Genomic DNA, 18,748 nt, shown 5'->3' on the forward strand with positions numbered 1-18,748 from the left:
GTTGTCCACCATTTAAAATCAATATGCAAAAGTGAAAAGATTATAAAACTGATGATTAGCGAGGCTAAAATATAAACAATGATTAAAATTTTATTTTTCATAGGAATTGCCTTTCTGAATGAATTCTAGTGTTTACAGCTCATTTGTAAAGTTTACAATAAGCCACTAGGGCAATTGTCAATCAGAATGTCCGTTTATCTGTCAATAATCCGAGAAAATCTTGTCGTTTCAAGTAAGAGAAATGTTTGGTAGAAAGACTTCCTTTTTGAAGTCCATCATCTCTAACCTGCAAATAATAGCTATGTTGGCTTGTTTTAATTGTCAAAAAATCGCCAAATATAAAAACTCTTTTCCAGTTGCGAATCTCAAATTCTTTCATCTCTGATTTTGGAATGCGGATAAGTCCTTGCCGCAAATCGCGATGATGCTCACTTGTGAAAGTCATCCCATTCCCAAGATTTCTTATCAGTAGTTCATCTGGAGTTACCATCACCAGCGCTATTTTAGTTAAGAAAATTTCAACTGTTGGTGGTAAAATCGCCAAGTTGAACCAAGGATGTAGGTAGCGATACGCTAAGAAATAATGAGGCTCCTCACCCAATCCTAGTTGTTTATATAAGGCCTTGACCTCACTATCTAACCTCGCTTCAAAAGACACATCCGAATGCTCTTCTTCCTTCTTCTGATTAAAATAACGCATCCAGACTAGGAAACCTATAAAGCCTATGCTAAATAGTCCTGATAAGATATATTTTAAATTGTAGTTCATCACTTAACCTCCTGATTCACTACTCCGCCCAAAGCAGAGGCCTATTTATTTTGAAAATAGTTCCATAACAACTTTAAATAAGACGGGTGTCATTAAAATTAGGATAGTTCCTATCACAAATATCATGACTACTCGAAAAAGTTCCTTATTTTTAAACATTTTTCCACCCCTTTTCTAGCTACATCATTATAGTCATTAAGCTCATTCTAAAATTACATCAAGCTTATTTTACTTTTATTTTCTACTTTTTATATTACTATGATACAATATTTTTAATTGAATTTTATTATTTGTTAACTTTTTTCACGAAAAGGAGGAAATCATGCGCTACGATTTTGGAAATGTTTATAAAGAAATACGTGAGTCAAAAGGTTTGACCCAAGAAGAGATCTGCGGAGATGTCCTTTCAAGAACCAGCCTATCAAAGATTGAAAGTGGCAAGGTAACTCCCAAATATGAAAACATGGAATTTCTTCTCCGACAGATTAATATGAGTTTTGAAGAGTTTGACTATATCTGCCATCTCTATCAACCTAACCAACGAACAGAAATCATGCAAACTTATCTCAATATGAGTTCTATCATTGGCAGCAGTAGTCTAGTTGATTTTTTTGAAACATGCCAAAACTATCTCAAGACCCATCACGACCTTCCTATAGAAGAAATAAGGGATATGCTGGAAATTGTCATTCATATCCGTCAACATGGTACAGAGCAACTGTCAAACCAAGTGAAACAGACTGTCAAAAAACTTTGGGAAAAAATTGAAAAACAAGATACATGGTATGAAAATGACCTAAAAATCCTCAATACCATCCTTTTCAGCTTTCCTATTGAACACCTCCATCTCATCACTGGAAAAATCTTGCAACGCTTGGAAGTCTATAAAAACTACCAACATTTATATGACTTGCGAATGGCAATCCTACTCAATCTGTCCACCATTTACTTATACCATCAAGACAAAAACATGTGTCAACAAATCTGCTATACTTTACTAGAGGACGCTAAGAACAAGAAAAGCTACGATAGGCTTGCTATCTGCTATGTCCGCATCGGGATTTGTAGGGATGAGGCTAGACTTATCCAAAAAGGTTTCTCACTTCTAGAGCTGACCGAGGAAACTTCTATGCTGTCTCATCTCAAAAAAGAAGTAGAGATCTATTACCAAGCGAAGGAAAAATAAAAAGTCGAGGAGATTCCTCGACTTTTACATATTATTTGTTCGTTAGTTCTTAATACCAGCCATTATTAAGCCAGAAGTTTTTAGCGGCTGTCCATGAACCGTAACGTCCTGCAACATAGGCATCTGCTACACGTTCTTGGTTTTCAGCTGAGTAGTCACCGTTCAAGTATGAATCTGTCAATTGGTAACGTCCGATGTAACGTCCGTTTGTAGCTGTGTAGCTACCGCCTGATTCTTTTTGAGCGATCCATTCTTTGGCTTCTGCTTCAGATCCGCTTACAGTTGAAGCAACCGTTTCTTCTGCTGCAGGTGCGCTTGCCACTGGAGCTTCTTCTGCTACTTCTGTAGTTTCTGCCACTGTAGCTGAAACAGCTTCATCTTGGGCAGCTGGAGCTTCATAAGTCGTTGAAGCTGGTGCTACTGGCGCTGCTGGACCGTCGATAACCAACTCTTGACCAACATAAATCATATGGATGTTGTCAATGTGGTTGTTTTCTGCCAATTTCTCAACAGTTGTGTTGTGAGTTTCAGCGATTTCTGAAAGTGTATCACCTTCTTTAACAGTGTAAGTTGATGATTCTTGAGCAGACACAAATGATGGAGCAAATACTGCAAACAAGGCAGCTACTCCTGCAAGAGTTGTTTTAATCTTTTTAGTTGTTGATTTCATATTTGAAAATTCTCCTTCTTTCTATACTTCTATCATACCCTTTAAATATTACTGTTTCTTGACACTTTTATGTAGAAATATTACAAAATTATTTTTTATTTCCCTAAATAATGTGTTTTTTGTCATAAAAGATACTATTTTTATGCTATTTGAGGTATTAGAAAGGTTTTCATCTACAATTAAAGCCAAGACCTTTATTCTTTGATATAATAGAGATAAGAATTTTTATAAGGGGAAACTGATGAAATCACTTCGTTTTCAATCTGTCTTTGATATCATCGGACCAGTTATGATTGGCCCATCTAGTAGCCATACAGCTGGTGCTGTTCGTATTGGGAAGATTGTCTCTTCCATTTTTGATGATACTCCGACAGAAGTCGAATTCCAACTATTTAACTCATTTGCCAAGACCTATCGTGGTCACGGGACAGACCTAGCCCTTGTTGCAGGTATTTTAGGCATGGATACAGATGATCCTGAAATCCCAAATAGTCTGGAGATTGCCCACAAGCGTGGCATCAAGATTGTCTGGACCATTCAGAAAGACAGCAATGCCCCCCACCCAAACACCACTAAAATTACCGTCAAAAATGCCCACAAGACCATCAGCGTAACTGGTATTTCTATCGGTGGAGGGAATATTCAGGTCACCGAACTCAATGGCTTTGCCGTCTCTCTCAATATGAATACACCGACTATCATCATTGTTCATCAAGATATTCCAGGTATGATTGCCCTCGTAACAGAAGCCCTTTCACGCTATGGTATCAATATCGCCCAGATGAATGTTACTCGTGAAAAAGCTGGTGAAAAAGCCATTATGATTATCGAAGTCGACAGTCGCAACTGTGATGAGGCCATCGAAGAAATTCGTAAAATCCCTCATCTCCACAATGTCAATTTCTTTAAATAGGAGGAAGCATGTTTTATTCTATCAAAGAATTGGTCGAGCAGGCAGAACTGGACTTTCAAGGAAATGTCGCAGAACTCATGATTACAACAGAGTTTGAATTGACCGGTCGCGAACGTGAAGAAGTCTTCCTTCTCATGGAACGCAATCTGGAAGTCATGAAAGCCTCTGTCCAACTTGGCCTCAATGAAAATAAATCTCGTAGTGGCCTGACAGGTGGAGATGCTGCCAAATTGGATCACTACATCAAAAACGGAAAAACTCTGTCAGATTATACGATTCTCTCGGCTGCCCGAAATGCCATCGCAGTCAATGAACACAATGCTAAAATGGGCTTGGTTTGTGCCACTCCGACCGCAGGAAGTGCTGGCTGTCTGCCCTCAGTTCTAACAGCTGCTATTGAAAAATTAGACCTCAGCCACGAACAACAGCTGGATTTCCTCTTTGCTGCCGGTGCCTTTGGACTAGTCATCGCAAACAACGCCTCTATCTCAGGTGCTGAAGGCGGTTGCCAAGCTGAGGTTGGTTCAGCATCTGCTATGAGTGCTGCAGCCTTGACTCTAGCTGCAGGCGGAACACCTTATCAGGCCAGCCAGGCCATTGCCTTTGTCATTAAAAATATGCTAGGCCTCATCTGTGACCCTGTTGCCGGCTTGGTCGAAGTTCCCTGTGTCAAACGCAATGCCATGGGAGCTAGCTTTGCCTTCATCGCAGCAGACATGGCCCTGGCAGGTATCGAATCTAAAATTCCTGTGGATGAAGTTATCGATGCCATGTACCAAGTAGGAGCAAGCATGCCAACTGCCTTTCGTGAAACAGCTGAAGGTGGACTCGCTGCCACACCTACTGGTCGTCGCCTCCAAAAAGAAATTTTCGGAGAATAAGCTTATCAAATAGGAGAAACCATGATCTCTATCACAGCTATCTTTTTCGATCTGGATGGAACCCTCGTTGACAGTTCTATCGGGATTCACAATGCCTTTACCCATACCTTTAAGGTGCTGGGGGTGCCTAGCCCTGATGCCAAAACTATTCGTGGTTTTATGGGGCCGCCTCTTGAAAGTAGTTTTGCGACCTGCCTGCCTAAAGAACAAATTTCTGAGGCTGTCCAGATATACCGTTCCTACTACAAGGAAAAAGGAATCTATGAAGCTCAACTCTTTCCTCAGATTGTAGACTTACTTCAAGAACTATCCAAGAATTACCCTCTCTACATCACCACTACAAAGAATACTCCAACTGCTCAAGATATGACTAAAAACTTGGGAATCCATCATTTCTTTGATGGCATTTATGGTTCCAGCCCTGAAGCACCCCATAAGGCAGATGCCATTCGCCAAGCCTTGCAGACACATCAACTAGCACCGGAACAAGCCATCATCATCGGAGATACCAAGTTTGATATGCTTGGAGCTCAAGAAACAGGCATTCAGAAATTGGCCGTCACTTGGGGATTTGGAGAGCAAGCAGATTTGCTCAACTATCAGCCTGATTATATCGCTCACAAACCCATAGAAGTTTTGGCGTATTTTCAATAACATAGACTGGGCGACAACTCTATTTCAGAAGAAAATGAAGCAAGTCTCTACATAACAAAACGCATATTACCAAGGTGCTTCTGTACTGACCTGATAATATGCGTTTTTCTTTTTTATTCAACATGGGTTGTTTGATTAGCAAAGGCGATAATGGCTTGCTTCAATTCATCTCCACTGAGAGTACGGAACTCTTCAATCTTTTGATCGATGGCTTCTAGAGGCATAACATTAACCTTACCAACGAAAATCTTATCCATAACTTGGTTATCAACAAGTTCGGTTGATACCAAGAGTTCTTCGTAAAGTTTTTCGCCTGGACGGATTCCAACTTCAACAATTGGAATTTCGCTTTCGGTATGGCCACTTAGAAGGACCATTTTCTTGGCCAAGTCATAAATCTTGACTGGTTTACCCATATCAAGGATAAAGACTTCCCCATCCTTGGCATAAGCACCAGCATGGATAACCAGACGGCTAGCTTCTGGAATAGTCATAAAGTAACGGGTCATGCGGAAGTCTGTCACCGTTACAGGCCCACCTTCAGCAATCTGACGTTCAAAGACTGGAATCACACTACCACGGCTACCAAGAACATTCCCAAAACGAACTGCACAGTAGGTCGATTGGCTACGTTGATTAAAGCCAGTGACAATCAACTCAGCCACGCGCTTGGTTGCTCCCATAACATTTGGTGGATTAACCGCCTTATCTGTCGAAATCATAACCATCTTAGGTACTTTAGCTTCATCAACAGCTCTAGCAACATTGTAGGTTCCACGAATATTGTTTTTGAAGGCTTCTTTTGGATTGCGTTCCATCATAGGAACGTGCTTGTGGGCAGCCGCATGATAAACAATAGCTGGCTTGTACTGCTTAAAGACTTGCAAGAGACGGTCGTAGTCTTGAATATCTGCGATAACTGGCACATAATCAATCCCTTGGAACTTACGAATCAATTCATGATAAACAAGGTAGATTGAATTTTCCCCGTGACCGAGCAAGACGACGCGTTCAGGATTGAAGCGACTAACTTGGCGACAGATTTCAGAACCGATTGAGCCACCAGCACCTGTAACCAAGATTGTCTTACCTGTCAGTTCTGCTCCCAGACGCGATTCGTCAAGACGAATTTCCTGACGACCCAAAAGGTCCGTAATATCAATTTTTTGGAAGCCAGTACCTGCTTGGTGAAGTCCCTGAACAACGGTTTCAACCTTAGGCATCTTGTAACATTTGACACCCAGCTTATTACACATCTGTAAGATACGTTCATATTCTGACGGGTCAAGCGACGGAATCGCAACGATAACACGCTCGATTTGGTGGCGTTTGGCTAATTCAGGCAATTCATCATATGAACCCAAAACAGGAATCCCACCAAGTTTTTGTCCTTTTTTCTTCGCATCCTTATCCAAAATACCAACAAGTTCCAAATCACTGGTTGGATGTTGGTAACTATCCATAAAGAGGGCCCCACCATCACCGGCACCAATCAAGAAGGTCCGACGGTGTTCTCCATCACCACTGCCTTTTTTGCGTCTAGAGTAGATTAACTGCCAAGTAATCCGTGGCAATAAAATCAAGAAGGTACTCAACAAGATAAAGAGAATGATGAAACGGATTGAAAAAAGTGGCAAGAAGGCATAGCAGATTCCATAAGACAAAACACTGCTAGCAGTCACACCAAAAAAGATTTTCATAAAGTCCGTAATCTTGCTGTAACGACTAATACTAGCATTCAACCCCCAAAATCCAATCATCAATTGATAGAACAGGAAGGCCAAACTCGTATAGATGATGTAGTCAACAGGTGCTGGATTAATCAGCCCATAAAATAAAATATAAGATACAATGATGGAAACCACCATACTGAAAATATCAAATATTCCCCAGAAAACCTGCTTTTGTTGTTTATTTAAAATTTCCACCAGATCAATCACATAATCTGTTAGTTTTTTATTCATGTCAATCTACTCCTCCTTAAAAGAGTTTTACTATATTGTTATTGTAGCACATTTTAATTTATTTGGCTTATTTTTCCAAATAAATTACTGTTCCCTTGTACTCTTTCTTCCATTTAAATCCTCTAATTAAACCTACAACCGTTCCAAGGCCATAAGCAAAGTGAATGGAAAATAAAAGAAAGGGCATCACAATTAGAAATCCATTTTTATGTTTTAATAAAGTCAGCAAAGTGAGTAATGACAAAAGTAGAAAATAAGCACCTAATAGTAAAGTTATGAATACAAATGTGATCGGTAACAATGCTAGACTAAACACAAGACTCAAAACAAATAAACAAGGAACATAGTGAAATAATGATAAACACTTAGGCTGAACATGACTTGTCAAGCCAATCCACAAACCATTTGAATACTTTTGATGCAGCATTTTCTTGAATGTTGGTCGAATATACTGATAAGATAGAATACTTGGGCTATAGCGGATTTTATAACCATGTTCTCGAACTCTATAATGAATATCATTATCTTCAGTTCGGCCAAGTTGCTCATTTACTAAACCAACCTTCTGGAAAACCTCTCGTTTATACATCCCATGAAAAATAGAAGAAACATATCTATCCTCGGAACTATTTCGATAATTGGCAATGCTACTGCCAAACATATTTTCCTCAACAAGATGCAAGGTCTCTGCCCATTTTCCCTTTCCTTCAACAATCGTCGGTCTAGGTCCCCCACAGACAGATTCACCTTGTTGAATAACAGCCACATTATTCATTACAAAACTCTCAGTAACTTTTGAATGAGCATCAATTTTTAAAATAAGGTCCCCTACAGAATGTTTAACTCCCAGGTTAAAACCACTAGCTTGATTTTTCTTAGGATTGTTATACAATCTAATTGAGTTAAACTCTGTGTCTTCTTTTATAAATTGCTGAATGATGGCTGTTGTCCCATCTGTAGACATAGCATTTATAAATAGAATTTCAATATTTTCTTTAGGATAGGTTTGATTTTTTAAGTCGTCAATTAGACCAGGCAGGTATTTTTCTTCATTGTATGCACTGATTACAATGGATACGAGAAGACTTTCAACATTTTGAGTCACTACTACTCTCCTGAATTTTTCCTTCCACTATTTTATCATAATTTTCAAGACTTTCCCATTTTTATCTTGAAAGCCAGAAACCTTACTTGACATTATAGTGAGAAAGCCTTAAAATAAGCTGTTATTAAAATCAACTAGAAGAGGTATTATATGAAAAAGCAATCACTCTTTTTTGTTCCAGGTATTATCCTGATTGGTGTTTCCTTGCGGACTCCTTTTACTGTTTTACCCATTATTTTGGGAGATATTTCGCAAGGGCTAGGAGTAGAAGTTAGTTCGCTTGGTATCTTAACCAGCCTTCCTCTCCTTATGTTTACCCTCTTCTCGCTCTTTTCTACCCGACTGGCTCAGAAAATTGGCTTAGAACATCTCTTTACCTACAGCCTCTTCTTCTTGACTATCGGTTCTATCATTAGACTAATCAATCTACCCCTGCTCTATCTAGGAACCTTGATGGTTGGGGCAAGTATCGCAGTCATCAATGTTCTGCTTCCTAGTCTCATCCAAGCCAATCAACCAAAGAAGATTGGTTTTCTAACCACCTTATATGTAACCTCTATGGGGATTGCAACGGCTCTGGCCTCCTATCTGGCTGTGCCTATTACACAAGCCAGTTCTTGGAAAGGACTTATCATCCTCCTCACCCTGCTCTGCCTAGCAACTTTTTTGGTCTGGCTGCCTAATCACCGCTATAATCACAGACTGGCTCCACAAACCAAACAAAAAAGCAAAACAAAGGTCATGCATAATAAACAGGTCTGGGCAGTGATTGTCTTTGCAGGTTTTCAATCCTTGCTCTTTTATACCGCTATGACCTGGCTACCTACCATGGCCATCCATGCAGGCCTATCCAGTCACGAAGCTGGCTTGCTGACTTCTATCTTCTCTCTGATTAGCATTCCTTTTTCAATGACCATCCCAAGCCTGACAACCAGCTTGTCTACTCGCAACCGTCAGCTCATGCTCACTCTGGTTTCACTAGCTGGTGTTGTCGGCATTTCCATGCTCTTTTTCCCAATCGGTAATTTCTTTTACTGGCTTGCCATCCATCTCCTCATCGGAACCGCAACCAGCGCCCTCTTCCCTTATCTCATGGTCAACTTTTCACTCAAGACAAGCGCCCCTGAAAAGACTGCCCAATTGTCTGGTTTGTCTCAAACAGGAGGCTATATCCTAGCAGCCTTTGGGCCAACTCTATTTGGTTACAGTTTTGACCTTTTCCACTCTTGGGTACCAGCTGTAGCTGCTCTCTTGCTCGTAGATATCCTGATGACTGTGGCCCTCTTTACAGTGGACAGAGCTGATAAAATCCTCTAAACTTCTAGTTTTGGCTAGAAGTTTTTTATATATAAAAATTTTACACATTTCTCTTGACAGGGCTTTCTTTTAGATGTACAATGTATGTGTAGAAAAATTATATATAAAAATCTTACACATTAGAAAAGGAGGTTCCCCATGTACTTTCCAACATCCTCTGCCTTGATTGAATTTCTCATCTTGGCCGTACTGGAGCAGGATGATTCTTATGGTTATGAGATTAGCCAAACCATTAAGCTGATCGCTAATATCAAAGAATCTACACTCTATCCTATCCTAAAAAAATTGGAAGGCAATAGCTTTCTGACAACCTATTCTAGAGAGTTCCAAGGTCGCATGCGCAAATACTACTCCTTGACAAATGGTGGTATAGAACAGCTCGTGACCCTAAAAGATGAATGGGCACTCTATACAGACACCATCAATGGCATCATAGAAGGGAGTATCCGCCATGACAAGAACTGAATACCTGACTCAGCTAGAACTCTATCTCAAAAAACTGCCTCAGGCTGACCAAATTGAAGCCATGGACTATTTCAGAGAACTCTTTGACGATGCTGGAGTCGAGGGAGAAGAAGAACTCATCGCTAGTTTAGGAACTCCCAAAGAAGCAGCTCATGAAGTCCTCTCCAATCTCCTCGATAAAAAAATCAATGAGGCACCCGCTCAAAAGAATAACCGACAAATTTTGCATATCGCCTTGTTAGCTCTCCTTGCAGCACCCATCGGTATTCCTCTGGGAATCGCCATCCTCGTGTCCCTGTTCGCAATCCTTGTGGCAGCCTTGACTGTCATTCTAGCTTTCTTTGCGGTTTCCATACTTGGTATCATCGGCGGATTCCTATTTTTAGTTGAAAGTTTCACTGTCCTAGCCCAAGCTAAATCAGCCTTTATCTTGATTTTCGGCTCTGGTTTACTAGCCATCGGTGCTTCTTCACTAGTCTTACTAGGTATTTCCTATGTAGCCCGCTTCTTCGGCCTACTCATTGTTCGCCTAGTGCAATTTGTTCTCAAAAAAGGAAAGAGAGGTGACCAGCATGCGTAAATTGACAAAAGGATTTCTCATTTTTGGTGTTGTGACTACCGTTATCGGCTTTTTCCTGCTCTTTGTAGGCATCCAATCTGACGGAATTAAGAGCCTACTTGCCATGTCCAAAGAACCTGTCTATGATAGCCGTACGGAAGAGCTAACCTTTGGCAAGGAAGTCGAAAACCTAGAAATTACTCTCCACCAACACGCACTCACCATCACAGACTCTTTGGATGATCAAATCCACATTTCTTACCATCCATCACTCTCTGCTCACCATGATCTTGTTACGAATCAAAACGACAAAACTCTAAGCCTCACTGATAAGAAACTGTCTGAAACCCCATTTCTCTCTTCTGGAATTGGCGGGATTCTCCATATCGCAAGTAGCTACTCTCGTCGTTTTGAAGAAGTTATTCTCCAAGTTCCAAAAGGAAGAAGTCTAAAAGGGATCAACGTGTCAGCCAATCGTGGACAAACCACCATCATAAATGCTAGCCTTGAAAATGCGACCCTCAATACAAACAGCTATCTCCTCCGAATTGAAGGAAGTCGTATCAAAAACAGTAAACTCACAACACCAAATATCATCAATATCTTTAGCACAGAACTGACAGATAGTCAGCTAGAGTCAACAGAAAATCACTTCCACGCTGAAAAAATCCAAGTACACGGTAAGGTGGAATTGATGGCGAAAACAGACCTACAACTGCTACTTTCCGAAGAAGAAAAACAAAGAATCAACTTAGATCTTTCAACAAAACATGGCTCTATTCATCATTTTTTAAGAGAAGGAAGGCGTTCGTTTAAAAACGAAGAAAACAAAGATGAACGATTAAGCAATCCTTATAAAACAGAAAAAGCAGATGCAAAAGATCAACTCATCGCAAGGGCAGATCAGGATATCTATCTACTCAAATCAGAGGAACACGAATCTTCTTCTAGAAATCGTTGACAAAAGCGCTTACATCTGCTACTATGGAAGCATATTTATCTAACTAAAAAGGAGGTTCTACCATGAAACAAGAATGGTTTGAAAGTAATGATTTTGTAAAAACAACAAGCAAGAACAAACCTAAAGAGCAAGCTCAAGAGGTTGCAGACAAGGCTGAAGAAACGATAGCCGATCTCGATAAACCAATTGAAAAAAATACTCAAGTAGAGGAGGAAGTCTCTCAAGCTGAAGTCGAACTTGAAAGCCAGCAAGAAGAGAAAATTGAAACGCCTGAAAACGGTGAAGCGAGAACAGAAATAGAAGAAAAGAAAGCATTAGATTCTACTGAGGAAGAGCAAGACCTTTCTAAAGGAACAGAAAAAGTCACTATAGCTGAAGAGAGTCAAGAAGCACTTCCTCAGCAAAAAACAATCTTGAAAGAGCCACTTCTTATCAGTCAATCCTTAGAAAGTCCCTATATCCCCGACCAAACTCCAAAATCTACGGATAGATGGAAAGAGCAAGCGCTTGATTTTTGGTCTTGGCTAGTGGAGGCTCTCAAATCTCCTACGAGCAATCTTGAAACAAGTAGCACACACAGTTACACAGCCTTTCTCTTGCTCATTCTGTTTTCTGCGTCTTCCTTTTTCTTTAGTATCTACCACATCAAACATGCTTACTATGGACATATAGCAACTATGCATAATCACTTCCCTGAACAATTTGCTTCATTAAATCTCTTTTCGATTATCTCTATCCTAGTAGCAACAACACTCTTCTTCTTTTCATTCCTCTTGGGTAGTTTCGTTGTGAGACGATTTATCTACCAAGAAAAGGACTGGACGCTAGAAAAGGTTCTCCAACAATATAGTCAACTCTTGGCAATTCCAATCTTCCTCACTGCTATTGCTAGTTTCTTTGCCTTCTTTGACAGCCTACGATTTACAGCCCTCTTGTGTGTGATTAGCATTGGAATCATTCTGCTTGCCAGCCTCCATATCATTACGAGACCTAGTCAATCAAGTGAAACCGACTCCTTCTATCAGTTATTCTTGTCTGTCCTTGTGAACGGAGTCATTATCCTCCTCTTCTTTGTAGCTGAAGTCGCACTGATTGGAGATTACCTTCGTATCTTGGCCTTTCTTTAAACTTCATACTCTTCGAAAATCTCTTCAAACCACGTCAGCTTCGCCTTACCGTAGATATATGTTCCTGACTTTGTCAGTCTTATCTACAACCTCAAAACAGTGTTTTGAGCAGCCTGCGACTAGCTTCCTAGTTTGCTCTTTGATTTTCATTGAGTAGCAATCCTGTCTTCCATGGCAGGATTTTTTATATATCAAAAAGCAAGTCGATTGACCTGCTTCTGATTTACTCTTCTTGTGCTAATGCTTTAAAATCTTGTCCTAGGATGGGTTGTACTTCTAATTGATTGGCATCTAATTGCTGGTAAAATGCTTTTGGTAGTGACTCTAGGAATCTTGCATAGTTCAAGCGGGCAATGGCTTCATAGTCTTCTGGTTTAGAGCCGTCTCCTGTGATTTGAACCAAGTCAATCTCCCACTGCACTTCCTTATCCACCAATTGCTCAATATAGGCTACAGGAACAAACGGTTCTCTCGGTAATACTGTCTTGACTCCTTGAGCCAGATGGTAAACACCGTGAACTTGTTCTTCTCCATCCTGATAGAAGGAAACTCTTGCAAAGTAAGCATCTGTCTCTTGAACCGCACGCACACGCGCTTCAAACTGAGCCAAGCCATCTTCCTCTAAAAAGCTTTTCAAATCCTCATGACTAAAGAAAACAGGATTAAAAATTCCTTGGCAAATCGTAAAACGGGCTGCATTATCTGCCAAATGGGCTTGAATACTTGCTTGGAAATAAGCTTCAAAGTCAAAACCATCTAGCCCTTCAATCTCAGTTCCTGTGTAAGCAAGCAGAGCATCTAAAAATGATTTGATAATCTGCCAGTCTGTCTTCGTAAGTAGGTCAGGAAGATCGACACGGTAACCCTTTTGACCATCAGCATAACTGACCTTAAAGAGAAATTGTGATTGCCTCACTATCGCACACTCGATATACTCAAGACGGTTAAGAGGCTGACGGAGATAGACAGCATCATAGCTATGTGACTCCAAACCATCTACCAAGGCCAAGATCGACTTGGCAGTCAAAATCTCTTGTTCTCCTAAAATGCTCTGTTTATTTGGAATTAAAAATGTTTTCGTCATAACTGGACTCCTTTGAAATCGTTTACATATAGTATACCTTATTTTCCTGAAAGATACAGAAACAAACTTTAGATTTTTGAGTAAAAAGCATAGAAAAACAGCCCCTAAGGACTGTTTAATCTTATACAGTAGCTGCTTGATCCAAGCTTTCACCGATAGCGGCTAGGCGCTCGACAACTTCAGCTTGTGTCAATTCATTTTCTGAAACATAGCGGTTACGTGGGTGAACACGGCACTCGTGTGAACATCCACGAAGGTATTTGTCTTCATTTTCTTCTGATGTTAAGATACGACGGTTACAGAATGGATTTCCACAGTTGACATAACGTTCACATGGTGTTCCATCAAACCAGTCTTTTCCTACGATAGTTGGGTTGACATGGTTAACATCTACGGCAATACGCTCGTCAAAGACGTACATTTTCCCATCCCAAAGCTCACCTTGGACTTCTGGGTCTTTACCGTAAGTTGCAATTCCTCCGTGCAATTGACCAACATCTTTGTAGCCTTCACGGACCATCCAGCCTGAGAATTTCTCACAGCGAACTCCACCTGTACAGTAAACTACGACACGCTTATCCATGAATTTTTCTTTGTTATCACGAACCCACTGTGGCAACTCACGGAAGTTGCGGATATCTGGACGGATAGCCCCACGGAAATGTCCTAGGTCATACTCATAATCGTTACGTGTGTCAAGGACAACTGTATCTTCGTCAAGAAGAGCTTCTTTGAACTCTTTTGGAGACAAGTAAGCACCTGTTGTTTCAAGTGGGTTGATGTCATTGTCAAAGTCGTTGTCTTCCAAACCAAGGTGGACAATCTCTTTCTTGTAGCGAACAAACATCTTCTTGAAGGCTTGTTCACTTTCTTCGTCAATCTTGAACCAAAGATCTTCCATACCTGGGAGGCTGTGAACGTAGTCCATGTATTTTTGAGTTGTTTCGTAGTCACCTGAAACTGTTCCGTTAATTCCCTCGTCAGCGACTAGGATACGGCCTTTAAGGCCGATTGATTTACAGAAAGCCAAGTGGTCTGCAGCAAATTGCTCTGCATTTTCAATTGGAGTGTAAAGGTAGTAAAGTAAGACACGAATATCTTTTGCCATAAGATTTGTTCTCTTTTCTATTCTTAAATTTTCAGAATTTTTCATCTAACTATAAGTATACCTGCTTGAGAAAACGAATGCAATTTATTTGACTGGAAATTGTAGAAGGTTCTCGAAATTTCCTGAATGGTTAAATAGTGATAAGAAAACATGGATATATATGCTATCGTTTCAAAAAATCACTGCCTCCCCAGATAAACCTGAGGAAAACAGTGATTCAGTTTTTAGGAATTAGGAATGAATACACGAAATCAATTTAGCTGATTATTTTTGTTTTCAAGAATTCATCGTATTGTTTTTGCATTTCGTTCAATACTTTTTCGTAGGCACCTTCAGATTTCAATTTTTCCATCAATTCTGGAATAGCTTTGTCTGGGTCTACAGTACCAGTGTTGATAGCTGTATCGAATTGTTGCATTGTGTTAGAGATAGCTGAGATTTCAGATTTCACATTGTCAGTGTTAAAGATGAATCCAAGTGCTGGAGATTCTTTAGCTTCAGCCAATTGTTTCTTAGAATCTTCGATTTGTTGGTCTGTAACGTTTTCATTGATGTAAAGAATCCAGTTGTTACCAGTGTTCCATCCACCCATGTGAGTGTTTCCTTTGTAGCCATCAAGGACTTTAACACGGTTTTCTTTACCTGCAAGTTTTTCCCAGTTCTTGCCTTCTGGACCGTAAACAAGGCCGTTCAAGAGTTCTGGGTTAGTGTTCAAGAGATTCAACACTTCCATTGATTTTTCTTTGTTCTTAGAGTTGTTTGAGATAACAAAGTTAGCAACTTGTGTTGTTTGGTTTTTCTTGATGAAGTTAGTGATTGGTTTGATTTGGATATCTTTGTTGGCAACACGTGAAAGCAAGCTGTTACCATAGTCAGCTGGTCCTACTGTTTCTTCACGAACGAACCAAGTATCTTGTTGAAGGTCAAATGAAGTATCGCTTGTTGCTACGTCTTTTGGAATGTATCCAGCTTCATAGAATTTGTGAAGAGTCTTCAAGTGTTCTTTAAAGCGAGGCACTTCGTAACGGTTTACGATCTTAGTAGTGTCCCCTTCAAGGTCGATAACGAATGGAAGTCCATTTGGAACTGGGTAGTCAAAGTTATCAGATGGGATGAAGTTCTTAGTAACCGCAAATGGTACTACATCTGGAGCTTTTTCTTTGATTTGTTTCAAGACTGGTTCAAGTGTTTCGTATGAAGTGACACCTGAAATATCGATACCGTATTTAGCAAGAAGAGTTCCGTTGAAGGCGAAGTTTTGAGATGATGCAACGTTGGCTGCAACTGGAACTGCGTAAATTTTACCGTTAATGCTGTTACCCTTGATGTAAGCTGGGTCAAGTGCTTTGTAAAGGTCTTTACCTTCTTTTTTGTACAATTCTGTCAAGTCAGCATAAGCACCTTTTTGAGCATTTACAACATAGTTAGATGCAAATGCGATATCGTAGTTTTCACCAGATGATGTGATAACTGACATTTTCTTATCATAGTCACCCCATCCAAGGTATTGGATATCCAATTTAGCACCAACTTTTTCACCGATGATTTTGTTAGCATTTTCTAGCAATTCATCCAAGTTATCTGGTTTGTCACCGATTTGGTACATTTTGATAACAGTCTTATCACCTGAAGCTGAGTCAGCAGCCTTTTTGTTACCTGAAAGGTTTCCACAAGCAGCGAGACCAGCAGCCAAAGCGACTACACTAGCAGATGCAAAAGCATATTTTTTCCAGTTTTTCATGACAAAAACTCCTTTTTTATTTTAAACTTATAAACAATGTAATGATCTTATACTCAATGAAAATCAAAGAGCAAACTAGAAAACTAGCCGCAGGCTGTACTTGAGTACGGCAAGGCGACGTTGACGCGGTTTGAATTTAATTTTCGAAGAGTATTAACTTCACACAAGGGAAGTTGGGAACTGAGAAATATTTTTTCTCAACAAGCACTATTCTTTCACACCACCGATAGTCAAACCTTTTACAAAGTAGCGTTGGAAGAATGGATACAAGATTGCGATTGGAAGGGTTGCGACCACAACCATGGCCATACGTCCTGTTTCTTTCGGTAGTGCAACGCCCAGTTGACCAGAGAGGCCGACCGCTTTGGCGATGTAGTCCATATTTTGCTGGATTTGCATGAGCAAATATTGCAATGGATACAAGTTGTCACTCTTGATGTAAAGAAGGGCGTTGAACCAGTCATTCCAGAAACCAAGAGCTGTTAAGAGCGTAATGGTTGCGATACCTGGTAGTGACAATGGCAAACAGATTTGGAAGAAGATCCGAGCCTCACTAGCACCATCGATACGAGCGGACTCAAGAATGGCTTCTGGGATAGTCTTCTTGAAGAAGGAACGCATCAAGATGATGTTAAATGGTGAGAGAAGCATTGGAACAATCAAGGCCCAAACTGTATCACCGAGTTGAAGTAAACGAGTCACCACAATATAGCCTGGTACCAAACCAGCGTTGAACAACATACTAAGAAGGGCAAAAATCGTAAAGAATCTGCGATACTTAAAGGTTGTCCGCGAGATGGCGTAGGCATAGGTTGTTGTGATAAAAACGTTTGTGATAGTCCCCACCACTGTTACAAAGACTGAGATGAAGAGGGCTTGGAGGATTTTATCCTTAAACTGTGCCAAGAACTCAAAACCGTCTAAGCCAAATTGAGATGGGAAGAAGCTATATCCATTTTGCAGGATACTCTTTTCATCTGTCACCGAAATCACGATAACGAATACAAAGGGTAGGATACAAGATAGGGCGATCAAACCAGAAATGATACTGAAGAAGATATCTGCTTTCTTACTGAAGGAGTGAATGCCGACATTATCAATTTTTTCTTTTTAATTTTCTTTTCTGCCATATTCTCCTCCTTTCTAGAACAAGGCTGAGTTTGGATCAACTCGTCTTGCAAGTAAGTTTGATAGGATAACCAGAATCAAGCCGACTACTGATTGATAGAGACCTGCCGCTGAAGCCATCCCTATATCCGCTGTCTGAGTCAAGCCATTATATACATATACGTCCAAGACATTGGTTACGTTATAAAGCTGACCAGCATTGTGGGGGATTTGGTAGAAGAGACCAAAGTCTGCACGGAAGATATTTCCGACTGCAAGGATAGTCAATACGGTTACCAGCGGTGTCAACTGCGGAATAGTTACATTGCGAATTCGTTGCCATTTGCTGGCCCCATCCACTGTCGCTGCTTCGTAGTAGGTTGGATCAATTCCCATGATTGTCGCATAGTACATGACACTGCTATATCCAAAACCTTTCCAAATACCTAGGAAAAGTAGAAGATATGGCCAGATGCCCAAGTTAGCGTAGAAATTGATTTCCTTCATTCCGATAGATTCTAGGAAATGGTTGAACACCCCTTTATCGATGTTTAGGAAAGCATCTGTAAAGAAACTGATGATAACCCAAGACAAGAAGTAAGGGAACAACATGGAAGTTTGGAAGATCTTAACCATTCTCTTAGAACGGAGTTCACTGAGGATGATGGCAATCCCTACAGATACAATCAAGCCAATAAAAATAAAGCCAAGATTGTAGAGGACAGTATTTCGTGTGATAATAAAGGCGTCTCTTGAACTAAATAAGAATCTGAAATTATCGAGTCCGACCCATTTACTATTCATGATACTATCTATGAAACCATTACTGGTCATGTGGTAGTCTTTGAAGGCAACCACGTTCCCAAATACTGGAATGTAGAAGAATAGAATCAACCAGAGTGCCCCTGGTAAAACCATCAAGAGAAAGATCCAGTTGTCTCTCAAGGTTTTTGAAAACTTATTCATAATTTCCTCCCTTTTTATTTTGATATCCATCTAAAAATTCTTTTTTAGACTTTTGATAACGATTACATTATTAGTATACTCCTATTTGCAGGTTAGGTTAAACTACTAATTATAGAAAAAACTCCACAAATTATTTTATGTGGAGTACTTTTGAAGAAAGGGATGTTTCAC

Annotated in this window: 18 protein-coding genes; 9 read left to right on the plus strand and 9 right to left on the minus strand. The window is 40.1% G+C overall.

Translation table 11 applies throughout. The features are described from left to right. Positions 1–181 precede the first annotated feature (181 nt). Positions 182–769, minus strand: a complete 588-nt coding sequence (locus SK608_RS09670; RefSeq protein ID WP_033678632.1) for a hypothetical protein — start codon at positions 767–769, stop codon at positions 182–184. Positions 770–1,091: 322 nt separating this feature from the next. Between SK608_RS09670 and SK608_RS09680 the strand changes: the two genes are divergently transcribed. Next, positions 1,092–1,955: a helix-turn-helix domain-containing protein gene (locus SK608_RS09680; RefSeq protein ID WP_033678634.1), complete on the plus strand. Its 864-nt coding sequence runs from the start codon at positions 1,092–1,094 to the stop codon at positions 1,953–1,955. A gap of 49 nt (positions 1,956–2,004) precedes the next feature. On the opposite strand, the gene apf is transcribed toward SK608_RS09680, so the two are convergent. Continuing rightward, entirely contained in the window at positions 2,005–2,625 is a 621-nt protein-coding gene (apf, locus tag SK608_RS09685) for an aggregation-promoting factor (RefSeq protein ID WP_033678635.1), read from the minus strand. 241 nt (positions 2,626–2,866) lie between these two features. Here apf and sdaAB point away from each other — a divergent pair, with 241 nt between their 5' ends. The 3 genes from sdaAB to SK608_RS09700 are packed head-to-tail and all read left to right on the plus strand — an operon-like array spanning position 2,867 to position 5,073. Beyond that, positions 2,867–3,538 (plus strand): L-serine ammonia-lyase, iron-sulfur-dependent subunit beta, encoded by a 672-nt coding sequence (sdaAB, locus tag SK608_RS09690; RefSeq protein ID WP_000838912.1) that lies wholly within the window; start codon positions 2,867–2,869, stop codon positions 3,536–3,538. A gap of 8 nt (positions 3,539–3,546) precedes the next feature. Further along, positions 3,547–4,419 carry an L-serine ammonia-lyase, iron-sulfur-dependent, subunit alpha gene (sdaAA, locus tag SK608_RS09695; protein WP_000500050.1) on the plus strand — a complete coding sequence of 291 codons (873 nt, stop codon included), beginning with the start codon at positions 3,547–3,549 and terminating at the stop codon, positions 4,417–4,419. Between the two features lie 21 nt (positions 4,420–4,440). Beyond that, a complete protein-coding gene (locus tag SK608_RS09700; protein ID WP_033678636.1) occupies positions 4,441–5,073 on the plus strand; it encodes an HAD family hydrolase in 633 nt (210 codons plus the stop codon). A gap of 113 nt (positions 5,074–5,186) precedes the next feature. Here the strand turns inward: SK608_RS09700 and SK608_RS09705 are convergent, their stop codons facing one another. Continuing rightward, the gene (locus SK608_RS09705) at positions 5,187–7,037 is read right to left on the minus strand and encodes a polysaccharide biosynthesis protein (RefSeq protein WP_033678638.1); all 1,851 of its coding nucleotides are present in this window, start codon (positions 7,035–7,037) and stop codon (positions 5,187–5,189) included. Positions 7,038–7,104: 67 nt separating this feature from the next. Further along, on the minus strand, positions 7,105–8,142 hold the full coding sequence (locus SK608_RS09710) for a glycosyltransferase family 2 protein (RefSeq protein ID WP_374702229.1): 1,038 nt from the start codon (positions 8,140–8,142) through the stop codon (positions 7,105–7,107). Positions 8,143–8,292: 150 nt separating this feature from the next. Here SK608_RS09710 and SK608_RS09715 point away from each other — a divergent pair, with 150 nt between their 5' ends. The 5 genes from SK608_RS09715 (at position 8,293) to SK608_RS09735 (ending at position 12,571) form a co-directional block, all read left to right on the plus strand. Continuing rightward, the gene (locus SK608_RS09715; protein ID WP_033678640.1) at positions 8,293–9,459 is read left to right on the plus strand and encodes a CynX/NimT family MFS transporter; all 1,167 of its coding nucleotides are present in this window, start codon (positions 8,293–8,295) and stop codon (positions 9,457–9,459) included. Between the two features lie 138 nt (positions 9,460–9,597). Beyond that, positions 9,598–9,924: a PadR family transcriptional regulator gene (locus SK608_RS09720; protein WP_000273858.1), complete on the plus strand. Its 327-nt coding sequence runs from the start codon at positions 9,598–9,600 to the stop codon at positions 9,922–9,924. Continuing rightward, complete coding sequence (locus SK608_RS09725) at positions 9,911–10,504, plus strand: DUF1700 domain-containing protein (protein ID WP_000198700.1); 594 nt, start codon at positions 9,911–9,913, stop codon at positions 10,502–10,504. Before SK608_RS09720 ends, SK608_RS09725 begins: the two co-directional genes overlap by 14 nt. After that, positions 10,497–11,444 carry a DUF4097 family beta strand repeat-containing protein gene (locus SK608_RS09730; protein ID WP_033678642.1) on the plus strand — a complete coding sequence of 316 codons (948 nt, stop codon included), beginning with the start codon at positions 10,497–10,499 and terminating at the stop codon, positions 11,442–11,444. The genes SK608_RS09725 and SK608_RS09730 overlap by 8 nt, the downstream gene beginning before the upstream one ends. Before the next feature lie 62 nt (positions 11,445–11,506). Continuing rightward, positions 11,507–12,571, plus strand: coding sequence for a DUF6574 domain-containing protein (locus SK608_RS09735; protein WP_033678644.1), 1,065 nt, complete (start codon positions 11,507–11,509; stop codon positions 12,569–12,571). Positions 12,572–12,794: 223 nt separating this feature from the next. Here the strand turns inward: SK608_RS09735 and SK608_RS09740 are convergent, their stop codons facing one another. From SK608_RS09740 to SK608_RS09760, 5 genes are all read right to left on the minus strand, one after another. Further along, positions 12,795–13,655 carry a DUF4299 family protein gene (locus tag SK608_RS09740; RefSeq protein ID WP_033678646.1) on the minus strand — a complete coding sequence of 287 codons (861 nt, stop codon included), beginning with the start codon at positions 13,653–13,655 and terminating at the stop codon, positions 12,795–12,797. 121 nt (positions 13,656–13,776) lie between these two features. Beyond that, positions 13,777–14,763, minus strand: a complete 987-nt coding sequence (gene trhO / locus SK608_RS09745) for an oxygen-dependent tRNA uridine(34) hydroxylase TrhO (protein ID WP_001030024.1) — start codon at positions 14,761–14,763, stop codon at positions 13,777–13,779. Between the two features lie 256 nt (positions 14,764–15,019). Next, entirely contained in the window at positions 15,020–16,504 is a 1,485-nt protein-coding gene (locus SK608_RS09750) for an ABC transporter substrate-binding protein (protein ID WP_033678648.1), read from the minus strand. A gap of 207 nt (positions 16,505–16,711) precedes the next feature. Then, positions 16,712–17,563, minus strand: a complete 852-nt coding sequence (locus SK608_RS09755) for a carbohydrate ABC transporter permease (protein ID WP_235202175.1) — start codon at positions 17,561–17,563, stop codon at positions 16,712–16,714. An 84-nt stretch (positions 17,564–17,647) separates the two neighbouring features. Next, the gene (locus tag SK608_RS09760; RefSeq protein ID WP_033678652.1) at positions 17,648–18,577 is read right to left on the minus strand and encodes an ABC transporter permease; all 930 of its coding nucleotides are present in this window, start codon (positions 18,575–18,577) and stop codon (positions 17,648–17,650) included. Positions 18,578–18,748: the final 171 nt, after the last annotated feature.

It is taken from the genome of Streptococcus mitis subsp. hohhotensis, assembly GCF_000722775.1.
Classification (GTDB): Bacteria; Bacillota; Bacilli; order Lactobacillales; family Streptococcaceae; genus Streptococcus; species Streptococcus carlssonii.

What these genes read in the sequence shown, in the direction of transcription:
- SK608_RS09670 (WP_033678632.1), bottom strand. Translation starts at nt 769, where the DNA reads ATGAACTACAATTTAAAATATATCTTATCAGGACTATTTAGCATAGGC.
- SK608_RS09680 (WP_033678634.1), top strand. Translation starts at nt 1,092, where the DNA reads ATGCGCTACGATTTTGGAAATGTTTATAAAGAAATACGTGAGTCAAAA.
- apf (WP_033678635.1), bottom strand. Translation starts at nt 2,625, where the DNA reads ATGAAATCAACAACTAAAAAGATTAAAACAACTCTTGCAGGAGTAGCT.
- sdaAB (WP_000838912.1), top strand. Translation starts at nt 2,867, where the DNA reads ATGAAATCACTTCGTTTTCAATCTGTCTTTGATATCATCGGACCAGTT.
- sdaAA (WP_000500050.1), top strand. Translation starts at nt 3,547, where the DNA reads ATGTTTTATTCTATCAAAGAATTGGTCGAGCAGGCAGAACTGGACTTT.
- SK608_RS09700 (WP_033678636.1), top strand. Translation starts at nt 4,441, where the DNA reads ATGATCTCTATCACAGCTATCTTTTTCGATCTGGATGGAACCCTCGTT.
- SK608_RS09705 (WP_033678638.1), bottom strand. Translation starts at nt 7,037, where the DNA reads ATGAATAAAAAACTAACAGATTATGTGATTGATCTGGTGGAAATTTTA.
- SK608_RS09715 (WP_033678640.1), top strand. Translation starts at nt 8,293, where the DNA reads ATGAAAAAGCAATCACTCTTTTTTGTTCCAGGTATTATCCTGATTGGT.
- SK608_RS09720 (WP_000273858.1), top strand. Translation starts at nt 9,598, where the DNA reads ATGTACTTTCCAACATCCTCTGCCTTGATTGAATTTCTCATCTTGGCC.
- SK608_RS09725 (WP_000198700.1), top strand. Translation starts at nt 9,911, where the DNA reads ATGACAAGAACTGAATACCTGACTCAGCTAGAACTCTATCTCAAAAAA.
- SK608_RS09730 (WP_033678642.1), top strand. Translation starts at nt 10,497, where the DNA reads ATGCGTAAATTGACAAAAGGATTTCTCATTTTTGGTGTTGTGACTACC.
- SK608_RS09735 (WP_033678644.1), top strand. Translation starts at nt 11,507, where the DNA reads ATGAAACAAGAATGGTTTGAAAGTAATGATTTTGTAAAAACAACAAGC.
- SK608_RS09740 (WP_033678646.1), bottom strand. Translation starts at nt 13,655, where the DNA reads ATGACGAAAACATTTTTAATTCCAAATAAACAGAGCATTTTAGGAGAA.
- trhO (WP_001030024.1), bottom strand. Translation starts at nt 14,763, where the DNA reads ATGGCAAAAGATATTCGTGTCTTACTTTACTACCTTTACACTCCAATT.
- SK608_RS09750 (WP_033678648.1), bottom strand. Translation starts at nt 16,504, where the DNA reads ATGAAAAACTGGAAAAAATATGCTTTTGCATCTGCTAGTGTAGTCGCT.
- SK608_RS09760 (WP_033678652.1), bottom strand. Translation starts at nt 18,577, where the DNA reads ATGAATAAGTTTTCAAAAACCTTGAGAGACAACTGGATCTTTCTCTTG.